Source organism: Streptomyces sp. MBT65 (genome assembly GCF_016612545.1).
Lineage (GTDB): Bacteria > Actinomycetota > Actinomycetes > Streptomycetales > Streptomycetaceae > Streptomyces.
The window spans coordinates 41,724-56,007 of the sequence record NZ_JAENRY010000017.1 but is presented as its reverse complement, the minus strand read 5'-3'; the positions used below and the strand labels follow the sequence as shown (position 1 = coordinate 56,007).

General features: G+C 70.0%; 14 protein-coding genes and 2 pseudogenes. 4 read left to right on the top strand and 12 right to left on the bottom strand.

Features of this window, described 5'->3' with window-relative positions; genetic code table 11:
- Nucleotides 1-29 precede the first annotated feature (29 nt).
- Together JHN63_RS06675 and JHN63_RS06670 are read right to left on the bottom strand one after the other, a co-directional pair.
- The gene (locus tag JHN63_RS06675; protein WP_200677873.1) at nt 30-1,304 is read right to left on the bottom strand and encodes an ABC transporter substrate-binding protein; all 1,275 of its coding nucleotides are present in this window, start codon (nt 1,302-1,304) and stop codon (nt 30-32) included.
- Nucleotides 1,305-1,683: 379 nt separating this feature from the next.
- Complete coding sequence (locus JHN63_RS06670) at nt 1,684-2,151, bottom strand: hypothetical protein (protein WP_200677871.1); 468 nt, start codon at nt 2,149-2,151, stop codon at nt 1,684-1,686.
- 137 nt (nt 2,152-2,288) lie between these two features.
- On the opposite strand from JHN63_RS06670, the gene JHN63_RS06665 reads away from it, so the two are divergent.
- Nucleotides 2,289-2,759: a cupin domain-containing protein gene (locus JHN63_RS06665; protein ID WP_307781833.1), complete on the top strand. Its 471-nt coding sequence runs from the start codon at nt 2,289-2,291 to the stop codon at nt 2,757-2,759.
- Between the two features lie 63 nt (nt 2,760-2,822).
- Here JHN63_RS06665 and JHN63_RS06660 read toward each other — a convergent pair whose 3' ends face one another.
- A complete protein-coding gene (locus tag JHN63_RS06660; protein WP_307781832.1) occupies nt 2,823-4,250 on the bottom strand; it encodes an aromatic ring-hydroxylating dioxygenase subunit alpha in 1,428 nt (475 codons plus the stop codon).
- A 60-nt stretch (nt 4,251-4,310) separates the two neighbouring features.
- Nucleotides 4,311-4,592 (bottom strand): ferredoxin, encoded by a 282-nt coding sequence (locus tag JHN63_RS06655; RefSeq protein ID WP_200677869.1) that lies wholly within the window; start codon nt 4,590-4,592, stop codon nt 4,311-4,313.
- 256 nt (nt 4,593-4,848) lie between these two features.
- Between JHN63_RS06655 and JHN63_RS06650 the strand changes: the two genes are divergently transcribed.
- Nucleotides 4,849-5,832, top strand: a complete 984-nt coding sequence (locus JHN63_RS06650; protein ID WP_200677867.1) for an NAD(P)/FAD-dependent oxidoreductase — start codon at nt 4,849-4,851, stop codon at nt 5,830-5,832.
- Nucleotides 5,833-5,892: 60 nt separating this feature from the next.
- Here JHN63_RS06650 and JHN63_RS06645 read toward each other — a convergent pair whose 3' ends face one another.
- Both JHN63_RS06645 and JHN63_RS06640 read right to left on the bottom strand, forming a co-directional pair.
- Nucleotides 5,893-7,482, bottom strand: coding sequence for an FAD-dependent oxidoreductase (locus JHN63_RS06645; protein WP_200677865.1), 1,590 nt, complete (start codon nt 7,480-7,482; stop codon nt 5,893-5,895).
- An 85-nt stretch (nt 7,483-7,567) separates the two neighbouring features.
- Entirely contained in the window at nt 7,568-8,089 is a 522-nt protein-coding gene (locus tag JHN63_RS06640; RefSeq protein WP_200677863.1) for a VOC family protein, read from the bottom strand.
- A 172-nt stretch (nt 8,090-8,261) separates the two neighbouring features.
- Between JHN63_RS06640 and JHN63_RS06635 the strand changes: the two genes are divergently transcribed.
- Nucleotides 8,262-8,738: a hypothetical protein gene (locus JHN63_RS06635; protein ID WP_200677861.1), complete on the top strand. Its 477-nt coding sequence runs from the start codon at nt 8,262-8,264 to the stop codon at nt 8,736-8,738.
- 31 nt (nt 8,739-8,769) lie between these two features.
- A complete protein-coding gene (locus tag JHN63_RS06630) occupies nt 8,770-9,276 on the top strand; it encodes a MarR family winged helix-turn-helix transcriptional regulator (RefSeq protein ID WP_200677859.1) in 507 nt (168 codons plus the stop codon).
- 22 nt (nt 9,277-9,298) lie between these two features.
- Here JHN63_RS06630 and JHN63_RS53880 read toward each other — a convergent pair.
- The 6 genes and pseudogenes from JHN63_RS53880 to JHN63_RS06605 all read right to left on the bottom strand — a co-directional run.
- A pseudogene (locus JHN63_RS53880) lies at nt 9,299-9,496 on the bottom strand (histone-like nucleoid-structuring protein Lsr2); the annotation flags it as partial.
- Between the two features lie 12 nt (nt 9,497-9,508).
- Nucleotides 9,509-9,997, bottom strand: a pseudogene (locus JHN63_RS53875) (SMI1/KNR4 family protein); the annotation flags it as partial.
- Between the two features lie 127 nt (nt 9,998-10,124).
- Entirely contained in the window at nt 10,125-11,270 is a 1,146-nt protein-coding gene (locus JHN63_RS06620; protein WP_200677901.1) for a homoserine O-acetyltransferase, read from the bottom strand.
- Nucleotides 11,267-12,628, bottom strand: a complete 1,362-nt coding sequence (locus JHN63_RS06615) for a bifunctional o-acetylhomoserine/o-acetylserine sulfhydrylase (protein ID WP_200677857.1) — start codon at nt 12,626-12,628, stop codon at nt 11,267-11,269. The genes JHN63_RS06620 and JHN63_RS06615 overlap by 4 nt, the downstream gene beginning before the upstream one ends.
- Before the next feature lie 286 nt (nt 12,629-12,914).
- Nucleotides 12,915-13,472: an NADPH-dependent FMN reductase gene (gene ssuE / locus JHN63_RS06610; RefSeq protein ID WP_200677855.1), complete on the bottom strand. Its 558-nt coding sequence runs from the start codon at nt 13,470-13,472 to the stop codon at nt 12,915-12,917.
- Nucleotides 13,473-13,528: 56 nt separating this feature from the next.
- Nucleotides 13,529-14,284, bottom strand: coding sequence for an alpha/beta hydrolase (locus JHN63_RS06605; protein ID WP_200677853.1), 756 nt, complete (start codon nt 14,282-14,284; stop codon nt 13,529-13,531).

Genomic DNA, 14,284 nt, shown 5'->3' with positions numbered 1-14,284 from the left:
GGCGAGACCGTCCCTTCCGGCTGCTGCGACTACCGTGCGAACAACGAACTGGGGTCGACGACCCGCATCTGCCCCAACTTGCCGTCGGAGACCGTGCCGGTGACCTCCTTCGCCGAGCAGGCCGCGGGCAGCCCCGGTACCGCCTTGGAGTCACAGGTGAACGTGATGCCGTGACCGGCGGGCAGGACGACGTTCTTCGCCGAGTGCAGCGCGGCGGTGATCGTCTTCGGGGTGACCGTGCCCGTCAGGCCGTGCAGCGCGCGCACCAGCGCGAGCACGCCCTGGTAGCCGATCGCCGCGTATCCCGTGGCCGAGGTGTCGGGGCTGTACTCCTTCATCACCTGTCGGTAGAGCTGCGCCTCGAGGTCGTCGCTGGCCACGTCGAAACTGCTGAAGACCTGTACGCCGTCCATGCCCGCGCCCACAGCCTCGACGACCTCGGGGGACACACACGACTGGACGGTCATCCGGGCGATGCCGGCACCGAGCGTGCCCATCGCCTGGAGCACCGAGGTGCAGACCGTCGGATCCGCCACGACGGCGACGGCATCGGGCTTCTTCCGCAACGCGGCGCTCACCTGCGGCGACGCGTCCGGTGTACCCGCGGCCACCGTCACGATCTGGAGCCCGACCCCTGCCCTGGCGAAGACCGGCTTGCCGATGGCCTCGATACCGGCCACCGCGGCCGGCGAGTCGATCACGAACGCCGCGACCTTCTTGTAGCCCTTGTCCTTCGCGTACGCGGCCATCGACGTCATGGTCGTCGGGAAACCACCCGTCCAGGAGAAGGCGTTGGCGGTGGTGCCCTCGGAGTTGCTCGCGGCGATGGCGGTCGTCCAGGGAATGCCGGCCTGGGTGACGATCGGCACCATGGAGTCGCCGAGGCCGCTGCTGGTCAGGACGACCGCGTCGACCTTCTGCTCGACCATCTGGTTCGCGCAGTCCCGTGCCGTCGCCGGTTCCTCCTTGGTCTTGCAGATCACGAACTCGATCGGCCTGCCCGCGATACCGCCGAGGTTGGCGTTGGCGTACTTCATGGCCGCCTGGGCGGCTTCCCTGGTCTCGGGCTGGCTGATCGCGGCGCCGCCCTCGTTGGTGATGAGGCCGATCTTGACGGGTGCGCCGGTGGCCTTCTTCCCGGGGAAGGCGCTCGCCAGTGCGGCCGGGACTTTCGTGCTGTCCGTGGCGGTGGTGGCGTCGTCACCGCCGCTGCCGCAGCCCGCGAGCAGGGCCGCGGCCGACACCAGCGCGAGCGACGCGCGTGACCTGGGTGAGGAGATGGCTCGTCCGACCGACTCGATCATGTCTGCGTCCCAACGTGTCGGCGAGTGCCCGGCACTCGCTGCGATCAGCGACCGGCGGCGCCGTGCGGCGGCGCTGCCGTCCGAGAAAGTGAAGAGAGAGCCGCGAGTGGAGGTCGAACGGCACGAGGGCCGGGCGCCGCGGCAGACCATGCCGGCCGGCGTGCCGAGGGCTTGCCGAGGTTCCACGACCGGCGACGAGACGGACCCTGCTCCGAAGCGGGGAGAGGGACGACCGATCCCCGCAAGGAGCGGCCGCAAGCAAGAAGAGTATACGTAATTGAGTCACCCTGGAATGGGTCGTGCGGGAATTGTCCATGCAGTCGGCCCCTCCTCCGGCGTGACGCCTGGAATGAGGGGCCGAAATATGCGCGTGGGCTGGTCAGTGACCGCGGTGCGCCCAGCCCGCGTCGTGCCAGTACGTCTCGAGGTTCGCCATCGGCTCGGGCCAGGTCTCGACATAGGTGACGCCCTCGGGTCCGGCCGTCATCAGATAGGGAGTTCCGGCCTCGCTGATCCAGAACTCGCCCGGACCGATGGTCCGGCTGCCCTCTTCCCCGTCCTTGCCCCAGGCGACATGGAACTCGCCGCCGAAGACGATGATCAGCTCGTCGAGGTTGTGATGGTGGCGCGGGACCGCGAAGTCCGGTGCGCACCGCAGGCCGTTCAGGTTGAACGACGGGTCGACCTTCGTCGACCACCACATGTTCCCTTTGAAGGTCTGCTCCATGTCGACCGGCGCATCGGCCAGGAGCCCGCCCTCGCTCCACAGATACGTGGGCTCGGACTGGTCGACCGGCAGCTCGATCCAGCCCTCGTCCGACAGCAGATTGAAGAACTCGATTCCCATGCCCCGATAGTGGGGACCGGGGTGGGAGGTGTCATGCCCGAATCCCGTTGGCCGGGACCGGGCAGCTCTCGCCTGACGGGTCTCGATGAGCGGAACCTCCCGACGACACCCTGTCGGGCCGTGCGTACGGTCGCCGCGTGACTCTTACATTCGGTGACTTGGTGGAAGACGCGGACTGGGTTCCCATGGGCCTGGAGCAGCAGGGCCATCCCCAGTACTTCTGGAACGACGGAGGTCTGCTGAGGGACGCGCCGGTGGACTTCGCGGCGACGTTCGACGGGGCGATGTGGGTGACCACGAAGCCGATCGACGTGGCCCGCTTCAACCGCAACCCGCTGCGTGTGCGGCCGAACTTCACGGTGCCCCGGCACCACCACAACGTCGACGAGATGCTCTTCGTCTTCGCCGGCGAGTACCACATCGAGCACTACGAGCAGGGCGAGCCGCAGACCGTGCGGGTCGGCCCGGGGGACGTCTTCCTCAGCCGGGCCGGCACGCCGTACACGATGACGGCGGGATCCGAGGGGGTCACGTACATCGAGACCTGGCCCAAGCCGGTGCGGGAGTTGGAGACCTACTGGCACGACGTCGGCTGGGTCCGGCGGTAGCACCCCGACACGATCGTGTCCCGGCTCCTGGGAGCCGGGACCACGGATCGGGCGTCGGGCGGGTCAGTCCGTCCAGAGGAACCGGTCGGCCACCCGGTGGTGGTTGTAGATGGTCATCTCCTGGTCCTCGCTCAGCCGGTGTCCGTCGAAGCTGGGGGAGTGCATGCCCACGGTCACCTCCTTGGCGTTCATCAGATCCTGCGTGAAGATCTCGCCGAGGTCGGCCTCACGGAAGTCCTCGAAGAACTGGGGCTGGAAGTCCCGCTTCTTGTCGTAGTCGGCGACGGGCACCTGGTCCAGGCTGAAGATCTCGAAGACGCAGCTGTCCGGGTCGAGTCCGACGGGGCGCGCGCGGTAGCCGAACACCGAACCCTGGTTGGGCAGCAGGATCGTGTTCGGGAACACGTTCCACGCCGTACCGGCCTCCGCCCACTGCTGGGGCGTGATGTCCGGCCAGTCGTAGCCCTCGGCGAGCGACAGCTCCTTGTACAGCTGGAGGTAGTACTGACCGGCGGTCATCCCCTCCGGCACCTCCGCCGTCTTCAGCGCCTCGGCGGCCCGCCAGCTCCGCTCGTTCTCCAGGCCGCGCATGTCGTCGGCGATGTACTGCACGCTCAGCGCGACGCTGAGCCGCTCGTCGGTCACGCCCCCCGTGCCCCGGTTGGCCGGGTCCTTTGCGGTGTCCTTCTTCTTCGGGCCGACACTCGAATAGTGCGCGTGCCGCTCGTACACGGTCGTCGGCGCCCACATCCGGTTCTCGAGTTCCTTCATCGAGGCGATGTTGGTGTTCGACTTGTCGAAGCGGTACAGCTGCGGATGCGTTCCCGCCACGTGATAGGCCTCGAGGAATCCGTCCAGCGCGGTCTTCCAATTGCACGGCAGCAGCACGCTCTTGTGCCACCGGTAGCGCATGTTCTCGAACTGGAACGGCGCGAAGATCCGCGGGATCGGGTCGAGGTATTCGAGGAGCGGTTTCGCTTCCGGGTCCATGTTGATGAACACGAACCCGCCCCACTGCTCCGCCCGTACCTGCACCAGACCCAGGTCGTCGTCCGAGCGCGGCACGAACTCCTCACGGTCGAGGACCAGTCTGATGGAACCGTCCAGGTTCCAACGCCAGCCGTGGAAGGGGCAGATGAGCGAACCGACCCGACCCCGGCCTCGCGCCAGCCGTGTACCGCGATGCCGGCACGCGTTGAAATAGGCGCGGATCGAGTCCCTGCCCTCCCGCACGACCAGGATCGAATGACCACCGATCTCGTACTCGACGAAACACCCGACACCCGGCAGTTCCTCCAGCCGGCAGGCCAGCAACCACGCCTTCGTGAACACCTTTTCCAGTTCCAGCTTGAGGAACTCGGGGTCCAGATAACGGGCCTTGGGCACGAACGCGCGCGCGAGCCGGTACTTCTCCGGGACCTTCTCGGCGGGCACATCGCCCTCGAACCACGGGACGCGACGGTCCACTTGGGGCTCAACCACTGCAGACACCTCTGACCACTCCTCCACTCGACATGCGTGTACGGCTCCGGGCCCGGCCGCAAGGTGATGTCAGCCGGCGTCGGGCCCGGCGACCTCGGTCCCGTCGGCGCGCCGCACCACGTGGATGCAGTTGCCCGGGCACTCGTCGGCGGCGTCGATCACATCGAGCCGCAGCCGCTCCGACACATCGGCCTGCGCGCCCTCGGGCGTCAGCAGTTCGCCGTCGGCGGCGTTCTTGACGTAGGCCAGTCCGTCGCCGCCGAACTCGAAGACATCCGGGGCGTATTGGGTGCACAGACCGTCACCCGTGCAGAGTTTCTGATCGATCCACACCCGCACCTCATCGCTCACGAGTGTCGCCCTCCTTGTCCCTGTGGACGCCGTGCCGTCGTCGCGGTGGCGGTGCAAACGACTCTCCACTCGGCGTCCGGGGCCGTCCACCGGCCGTCCCATCAGCCGGGACCGGAGCCGACGGCCCTGTTCACGGCCGCCCTACACTCGCCCGGCCGACGACCTTCGAGGTCTCCTGTCGGCCCAGCCCTCCTCCCAGCGCGGGAGTCCGCCGTCGACGGGGCGCCCCCATCCACTCTCTCCAGGAGGTCGGCCCGTGGCCGAGACCGTGACCACAGACATCCTCATCGTCGGCGCCGGCCCGATCGGGCTCTACGGCGCCTACTGCGCGGGCTTCCGCGGACTGCGGACCGTCCTGGTCGACGCGTTGCCGCAGTGCGGCGGCCAGATCACCGCGCTCTACCCGGAGAAGGAGATCCGCGACATCGCCGCCGTCCCCGGCACCCGCGGCCGCGATGTCGTCACCGCCCTCAAGGACCAGGCCGACGCCTTCGACCCGACCTACCTGCTCGGCCGCCAGGCCGTCGACCTCACCCACACCCCCGAGGGGCGCCCCCAGGTCACCCTCTCCGACGGCACCACGGTCGACGCCGGAGCGGTCGTACTGACCGCCGGGATCGGCACGTTCACCCCGCGCACCCTCCCGGCCGGGGAGGAGTTCCTCGGCCGCGGACTGACCTACTTCGTCCCGGACCCGGCCGAGCACACCGACCGTGACGTCCTCGTCGTCGGCGGCGGGGACAGCGCCGTCGACTGGGCCCTCGCCCTGCACCCGATCGCCCGCTCGGTGACCCTCGTGCACCGGCGCGGCGCGTTCCGGGCCCACGCGGCGAGCGTCCGCGAACTGCACGAATGCGGCGTCGACATCGTCACCAACGCCCAGGTGGAGACCCTCGCCGGCGACGAGCTGCTGCGCCAGGCGCACCTGAAGGTCGACGGCGAGGAGGAGCCCCGGGTGCTGAAGGTCGACGCGGTCGTGGCCGCCCTCGGCTTCATCAGCAACCTCGGACCGCTCGCCGACTGGGGCGTCGAGCTGGAGCGGCGCACGATCGTCGTCGACACCCGGATGCGCACCACGGTCGACCGGGTCTACGCCGCCGGAGACGTCACCGCGTACCCCGGCAAGGTCCGGCTCATGTCCGTCGGCTTCGGCGAGGTGGCGACCGCCGTCAACAACGCGGCCGTCGCCCTGGACCCCGCGCTGTCCCTGTTCCCCGGCCACTCGACCGAGTCCGCCTGAGCACGCCACTCCCTCTCGAAGAGACCGCCTCCGAGGGGGAGTTGAGCGTTCGACGTGTGACTACCGGTCCGCGCCCGCCATGTCGACGGCGGCGATGTAGGAGAACGCCATCGACGAACCCACGGGACCGCCCGCGCCCGGGTAGATCCGGCCGGACATCGGGGCCATCGTGTTCCCCGACGCGTACAGACCGTTGATCACAGAACCGTCGGGCCGCAGCACGCGCGCGTGCTCGTCCGTCTTGAGGCCCCCCTTGGTCCCCAGGTCGGACAGCACGATCGTGGCCGCGTAGAACGGCGGCTTGTCGATCACGCCCAGGCAGGGGTTGGGCCCGTCCGTGTGCGCCCCCGCCATGTGCGTGATCATCAGGTCCCAGGGATCCTCACCGCGACCGAACTGCTCGTCCTTTCCGTTGCGGGCAAACCCGTTGAACTGCTCGACGCTCTCGGTGAGTGCGCCCTCGGGCAGGCCGATCAACTCCGCCAGTTCCTCCAGCGTTTCGGCCCGCTTCAGCACACCGGCGGCGAGGAACTTCTCGACGTCGAACCAGCCGGGCACCTGCGGCGCGACCGGCAGCCCGGCGAGCGCCCGCCTGTTGTCGAGCTGGCGCTGGTCGAACACCCAGTGCGTGGGCAGGTGCGACACGTGCGAGGACCGGTGCGCCTTGAGCATCTCGTGCCCGGCACGGTCGTACGGCAGACGCTCGTTGAGGTAGCGCTGTCCGGCGGAGTTGACCCAGATGCCGCTCCAGACCGAGGTGTAGAACACCGGGCGGGTGTCGGGTACGACGAGGCCCGGTGCGAACCACGACTCGTCGAGGAGGTCGGTCGCCGCGCCGATGTCGATGCCCGCGGTGAGGGCGTCGCCGGTGTTGCCCTCGCAGCCCTGGGTCCACTCGTCGGTGAGTCCGGGCTGGTAGCGCTCACGCAGCGGGCCGTTCCGCTCGTAACCGCCGGCGGCGAGCAGGACGCCCCGCTCGGCGCGGAAGGTCACCAACTCGCCCTCGCTCAGGGCCTCTACTCCTACGACCGTGCCGTCCTCGACGATCAGGCGCTCCAGCGCGGTGTTCGTGCGCACGGTTCCGTTGCCGGTCTCCATCAACGCGAGCAGCGCGCGGCCGATGAGGGCCTGGCCGCCGATCATCTCCGACGGGACCTCCACTCCCCAGCGCTCCGTCCACAGCGGCCTGCGCACCAGCGGTTCCAGCTCCCCGAGTTCGGAGCGGTCGAGGTTCTCGGGGAAGATCGTGCGGCCCTGGGGCAGGCTGCCGGGACGTCCGGCGAAGTAGTCGGGCACGCCCTGCCAGAAGAACCGGCCGAACCGCGGGTTCTTCTCCAACTCGTCGATCAGGGTGGCCCCCACCTGAAGGAAGGCCTCCCGCAGCGCTGCCGGTGAGTCGTCGCCGACGATCGCGTCCAGGTAGGGGCGGGCAACGTCGGGGCCGTCCTCGACACCGGCCCGCTGCTCGGCCGCGTTGCCGGGGAGCCAGATCCCGGCGCCCGAATAGGCCGTGGTCCCGCCGACGTACTCCGTCTTCTCGATGACCAGCGTGCGCAGCCCGCGCGAGGCCGCGGCGTACGCGCCGACCAGCCCCGCGCCCGAGCCGACGACGATGACATCGTAGGAATCAGCTGTGCCTGCGCCGCTCATGACGGTTCCTCTCACCAGGTGTCGAGCATGGATGGACACGGGCCGACTCACGCGGAGGTGGGCCGTGCCGAACGATTCAGTGCACTCAGTTCCGGCCCGCGTTCGATGCCGCCTCAAGGTGTGCGAACCCTTGCGCGGCCTCCTCGTCGAGCTCCATGACCTCGACGAAGTGCCCCAACTCGGCCGTCATGTCGAGATATCCGAAGCGGATGGCGCCGCTGTCCCCGTACTGCTTCCACGACCTGCCGCTCGCGGCGACGATCGCGGACGCCTCGTCGAAGTCGTCGACGCGGAAGCCCAGATGATGCAGCGTCGCCGGTTCGCCGGGCCGGACGGCACCGCGATAGAGGTCGACCTTGCCGCCGACCGGGCGGATGATCTCCAGGTTGGTCGGACCGGCGTTGACCAGGGCGACATCGATGACCCACTCGTCGGCGGGTACCCCGTCCACCACGACGTAGGTGCCGCGCGGGTCGTCGGCACCGGAGGGCGGCAGACCGCCGCCCAGCGAGGACTTGAAGTGCTTGACGCACTGGACCGTGCCCAGCCTCGACTCCAGGAACGCCGCAGCGGCGTCGATGTCGTCGGTCACGTATCCAAGCTGCATGAAATTACGGAAGAGGTCACTCAACTGCCGCATTCCGTACCCACCTTGCCCTGGTTGTCCCGGTTGACCACGGGGCACGACTGTCCCCCCGACGGCAGCGGCCGTCCATCGCCTGTCCCACCAGACGGAATCGGGGGCCGGGCGCGCGATCCGGGCGTGGCACGCTGCGGCGATGACCACAACGAGGGCAGAGGCGGCGCCGGTGACCGTCGACCGCGCGGCGATCGAGCACCGGCTCATCACCATGCGCAAGTCGGTCGTCCAACTCGACTCGCTCGGACGGCTGGACGGCGCGCGCCTGGAGAACGACCCGGGCACCGGACTGGCCCTCGAACGCGTCCTGGCGCTCCTGCACGACCTAGCCCTCGCCATCAACCGGCATGTGTCCGCCGGGGTGTTGGGCGAGGCGCCGCCGCAGACACCCACCACCTCGTTCGGTGCGGCCGCGCGGGCCGGACTGATCGATGCCGAACTGGCGGCGGCCCTCGCACCGGCGGACGGGCCGCACCATGTCCTGCTGCAACTCTGTCTGGACGCGGAACCCGAGCAGGTCGCCGGAGTCGTCTCCGCCGCGCGGAACGGATACCGGGACTACGTGCGACAGGTCACCGACTGGATCACCGCGAGCACGCCCGGCCCGGTGGTGTGAAGGTTCAAACGGTGGCGGCTACAGTGCGACCATGACCGAGACACCGCGCTGGCTGGATGCCGAGGAGATGCGGGCCTGGCTCGCCTACGTCGAGTTCTCCACGCTCCTGTCCGACCATCTCAGCCGCCAGTTGCGGCGCGACGCGGGGATGACGCACGCCGACTACATCCTGCTGGCCCACCTGTCCTCGGTCCCGAAGGCCACCCTCACCATGTCGGAGCTGGCCGAGCGCCTCAAGATCACCCGCAGCCGACTGACCCACGCGGTGACCCGCCTCCAGGAGGCCGGCTATCTGGACCGCTACGAGGACCCCGCGAACCGGCGCAGCCAACTCGCCGAACTCACCGCGCAGGGACGCGAATTCCTGGAGCGCGCGGCCCCCGGCCACGTCGCGGCCGTACGCCGAGCCGTCTTCGACGCGCTGACGCCCGAGCAGGTACGCCAGTTCGCGGAGATCGGCGAGGCGATCAACGCCGCGCTCCATCGCGAGGAGGACGCCGGGGACGACCAGGAGGCACTGCCCTGGCGTCGGCGCTAAGGGATCACCACGGAGCGGCTGATCACGGCCGCGACATCTCGTAGGCCTCGCGGATGGACGCGGGGACACGCCCACGATCATTGACCGCGTAGCCGTTGGCGCGCGCCCAACGGCGTATCGGCTCGTCCTCCGGGCGGGGTTCGAGACTCCGGGTCCGATCGGACCGGCCGGGGCCGCTCCAGTCTCCCGAGGACACCCCTTCCAGCCGGTCCGCCGTCTCCTGGAAGAAGGCGGACAGCGAGGCGTACACGCCCTCCTCGGGACCCTCCGCCTCCGCCCAGGTTCCGACGGTTCCGGTGAGCGCGTCCAGGAACGTCCCGTAGAGACCGTCGGTCTCCGCGGCGATGGGCACCCACTCACGACGCCAGAACGGATGGTCTGGGTCAGGGGACGGCTGCATCTCCTCCAGGCCCATCCGGCTGAGGTAGACCCGCTGAATGTCCGTCAGTCCCAGAAGGATGTGGCCGCCGGGAATGTCCAAAGCGCACCCCAGCGCCACCAGACAGGAGTGGGCGGCGGGTTGCCTGCCGGCATCGCTGTCGTTCGCCAGCAGCCACTCCCGCAGCTCCGCCGGCAGAGCCAGACCCATGCGCGACTCGGCTTCCCTGATGGCCGCATCGCTCCCCGGGCCGCCGAGCGCGGCGAGCGTCTCAGGGTCGTTGCGTTCGAGCCACGCGGTGACCCGGCCCCACGCCTCGCGCACTTCTCCGCTCGAGTGCATCGAAGTTCCGCTCATGTCTGAACTCCACCCCCACGGGCGGAGCAGGCCCACCCAAGTCGCCGACGCGCAGGGAGCGTTGTCTGATCTCCCGGACGTACGGTACACAGCGCGCCGTCAGGAACGCTCCCTAGCCCACGAGTTCGCGCACCAGCGCGCCGACCTGCTCCGTCTCGATCAGGAACCCGTCGTGGCCGTACGGCGACTCGACCACCCGGAGCCGGTCCGCCCCCGGGATTCCCGCCGCCAACTCGGCCTGCTGGGACGGCGGATAGAGCCGGTCGGAGTCGACCCCGGCGACCAGCGTCCGCGCGGTCACCCGGCGCAGCGCCGCGCGCGTGCCCCCGCGATCGCGACCGATGTCGTGGCTGTTCATCGCCTCGGAGAGGGTGACATAGCTGCCCGCGTCGAAACGGCGCACCAACTTGGCGGCGTGATGGTCGAGATACGACTCGACCTGGTACCGGCCGCCGTTCCACGGGTCCTCCGCCCCCTGTGCCGTACGGCCGAAGCGGACCGCCAACTCCGGTTCGCTGCGGTAGGTGACATGGGCGAGGCGCCGGGCGAGGCCGAGTCCCGCGAGCGGTCCTCGGCCGGTGTCGTGGTAGTCGCCGCCGTGCCAGTGCGGATCCGAACGGATCGCGTGCAGCTGGATGTTGGCCCACGCGATCTGCTCGGCGCTCGCCGCCGCCGTGGTGGCGAGCAGCAGAAGCGCGTCCGTCCGCTCCGGATACGACACCGCCCACTCCAGCGCGCGCATCCCACCCATGGAACCGCCGATCACCAACGCCCAACGTTCGACGCCCAGTTCGTCCGCCAGTCCGGCTTCTACGGCGACCTGGTCGCGCTGGGTCAGGAACGGGAAGTCTCCGCCCCAACTCCGCCCGCCGGGGCCGGGCGAGGACGGCCCGGTGCTGCCCTGACAGCCGCCGAGAACGTTCGGCGCGACGACGAACCACCGTTCGGTGTCCAGGACTTGACCAGGTCCGACCAGTGCGTCCCACCAACCGGCGGTGGGGTGACCGGGCTCGACGGGCCCGGCGACATGACTGTCGCCGGTGAGCGCGTGCAGCACGAGCACGGCGTTCGAGCGGTCCGGTGCGAGCCGTCCCCAGGTCTCGAACGCCAGCCGTACGCCGGGCAGTTCACCGCCCGCCTCCAGCGCGAGGGGCTTCTCCCGGGCGTGCCACTGACGGCGCCCGGGCGGATCCCCCTCCCGCCAGGCCCCGGAGGCCGGCGGAAGGGGGACCGCTGACGGAGTCGGTACGGTGTTCAGGACGCGCCCTTGGCCGCGCGGAACCCGGCCTCCAGGTCGGCCTTCAGATCGGCGAGGTTCTCGATGCCGACGGACAGCCGCACCAGCCCCGGCGAGGTGCCGGTCGCGGCCAACTGGGCGTCGTCCAGCTGACTGTGGGTCGTGGACGCCGGGTGAATGATGAGACTGCGGACGTCCCCGATGTTGGCGAGATGACTGAACAGCTCGACCGCGTCCACGAAACGCTTTCCGGCCTCGACCCCGTCCCGCAGTTCGAAGGCCAGCACCGCCCCGGCACCGCGCGGAAGGTAGCGCTGTCCCGCCTCGTACCACCTGTTGGACTCGAGGCCCGGATAGTGGACGGCGGCCACCTCGTCGCGCTGCTCCAGCCACTCCGCGAGGGCCTGGGCGTTGGACGAGTGGCGTTCGATGCGCAGGCTGAGCGTCTCCACGCCCTGGAGCAGCAGGAACGCGGAGTGCGGCGAGATCGCCGGGCCGAGGTCGCGCAGCAGCTGCACGCGCAGCTTGATGGCGAAGGCGCCCGGGCCGAGCGCCGGCCAGTACCGCAGGCCGTGGTAGCTGGGGTCCGGCTCGCTGAAGTCGGGGAAGCGCTCGGCGTGCGCGCCGAAGTCGAAGGTGCCGCCGTCGACCACGACACCGGCGATGGTGGTGCCGTGTCCGCCGAGGAACTTCGTCGCGGAGTGGACGACGATGTCGGCGCCGTGCTCGATCGGCCGCAGCAGGTACGGGGTCGGCACGGTGTTGTCGACGATCAGCGGGACGCCGGCCTCGTGCGCGACGTCCGCCACGCCCCGTACGTCGAGGACGTTGCCGCGCGGGTTGCCGAGGGTCTCGGCGAACAGGGCCTTCGTGTTCGGGCGGATCGCCGCGCGCCAGGCGTCGAGGTCGTCCGGGTCGTCGACGAAGGACACCTCGATGCCGAACTTCGGCAGCGTGTGGCGGAACAGGTTGTACGTACCGCCGTACAGGGACGTGCTGGAGACCAGGTGGTCGCCCGCGGACGCCAGGGTGAGGATAGCGAGGGTCTCGGCGGCCTGGCCGGAGGCGAGAGCGACGGCGGCGACCCCGCCCTCGAGGGCTGCGACGCGCTGCTCGAAGACGTCCTGGGTGGGGTTGTGGATCCGGGTGTAGATGTTGCCGGGCTCGGCCAGCGAGAACAGGTCGGCGGCGTGCTGGGTGTCACGGAAGACGAACGAGCTGGTCTGGTAGATCGGCGTCGCCCGCGCCCCGGTCGTCGGGTCCGGCGCGGCACCGGCGTGGATCTGCTTGGTCTCGAACGACCAGGCCGAGGTGTCCGGACCTGCGGGTTCGTCCTCGGGTGTGTGACCCCCGGTGACGGAGTCGATGGGCTGGCTCATTGTTCTCCCTTGTGCGGCGTGCGGGTGCGGGGTCGGACAGGGACCGCAGGGCTGTGCGCGGTGCCTGGGCAGGCGGCGGACAGCGGGGTGCGGTCGAGGAGGGGAAGGGGAGCGGGGCGTCAGCTCACGGCGGAACAGGCCATGGTGGTGACACGCACGTAGTCGACGTGGCGGCGGGTCACGAGCACGGTCATGCGGTGAGCGAACCACAGCCGGTCCCGGAGAACCAGTCTGACGTGGGGAGTTGACACACGACTGCCATATCCGACCCCGAGGCCGGCCTCGTTCACCCGGTGGACGCGAGCACCGCCGTACGCCCTCCCAGCGCCCGGGAGAAGTGGTCCGTGACCTGCTCCAGCGCCGTGGCCGTCGCGGATGCGACGGTCAGCGAGCCGTCCTCGCCGACCGTGATGTCCTTGTCGAGCGTGAACCACCCCGGCACGATGTGCGAGGGCCCCATGGAACTCAGCACCGGACGCAACGCGTAGTCGATCGCCAGGACATGGGCCGTGCTGCCGCCCGTGGCCAGCGGCAGCACCGTCTTCCCGGTCAGGGCGTACTGCGGGAGCAGATCGAGGAGCGACTTCAACAGGCCCGAGTAGGCGGCCTTGTAGATCGGCGTACCGATCACCACCCCGTCCGCCTGCTCGAACAGCGCCGTGGCGGCGGCGATCGCCGGATGCCCGAAGTCGGCGCCCAGCAAGGCCTGCGCGGGCAGCGTGCGTACCTCCAGCGGAGTCACGTCATGGCCCTGGCGGCGGAGCCGGTCGTCCAGGTGACGCAGGAGTCGGGTGGTGCGGGAGGTGGGGGAGGGGCTTCCGGAGACGGACAGGATCGAGGCCATGACGGGACCTTTCGAGGTCGGGGTTCAGACGGTGTACCGGGTCGGCGGAAGGACACTCACCAGGCGCTCGACCGCACCGTGACCAGCGGCCTCAGCTCGTTGCGCAGCGTCTCCAGGAAGGTGACGACCTCGGCGGCCACCGAGCGGTGCTGGAGGTCGTTGAGCACGTCGTGGTGCGCGCCGTGCACGACCGAAAGCCGGGCCCGCGCAAGGGACTTGGCGGTGTGCGCGAGCGCCTCGTGGTCCGCGAGCGGGTCCGCGTCGCCGACGAGGAGCAGGACGGGGACGGCGGTCTCACCGTCGTGGGCGGCGGCGAGCACGGCTTCCGGTACGGCGTCGTCGAGCGAGCCGCGGCGTACCTCGGGGTCCTGGGTGAGATTGCCCCGGTGGGCGGGGCAGGAGGTGCGGACGTCGAGTTCCTCGTCCCAGGTGCCGGCGGTCGCGGTGGTACCGGGGGCCCGGCCGGGCAGCCCCGCGAGGACCACGGCGTCGGGCTGCGTGTCGAGTGCCCGACCGAGGAGCGCGGCTACGGCGGCTGCGCCCGAGTCGGCTCCGACGAGGACGAGGGGCCGTACGACACCGTTCTCGGCGGCCGTGTCCTCGGCGGCTTCGGAGAGGCGGGCGGCGAGCGTGGTCAGGTCCTCGGTGTCGAGGTCGGGGGCGTCGACGACGCGGACGCGGTAGGCGTCGGCGGCGAGTCGCCTGCCGAAGCGGGTGTAGGTGGCCCGGGTCTCGCCACGGCCGGGGACGACGATGACCGTGCCCCGGACGAGGAGGCCCTCGGGGCCGAAGTAGTCGGTGTACTGGGTCAT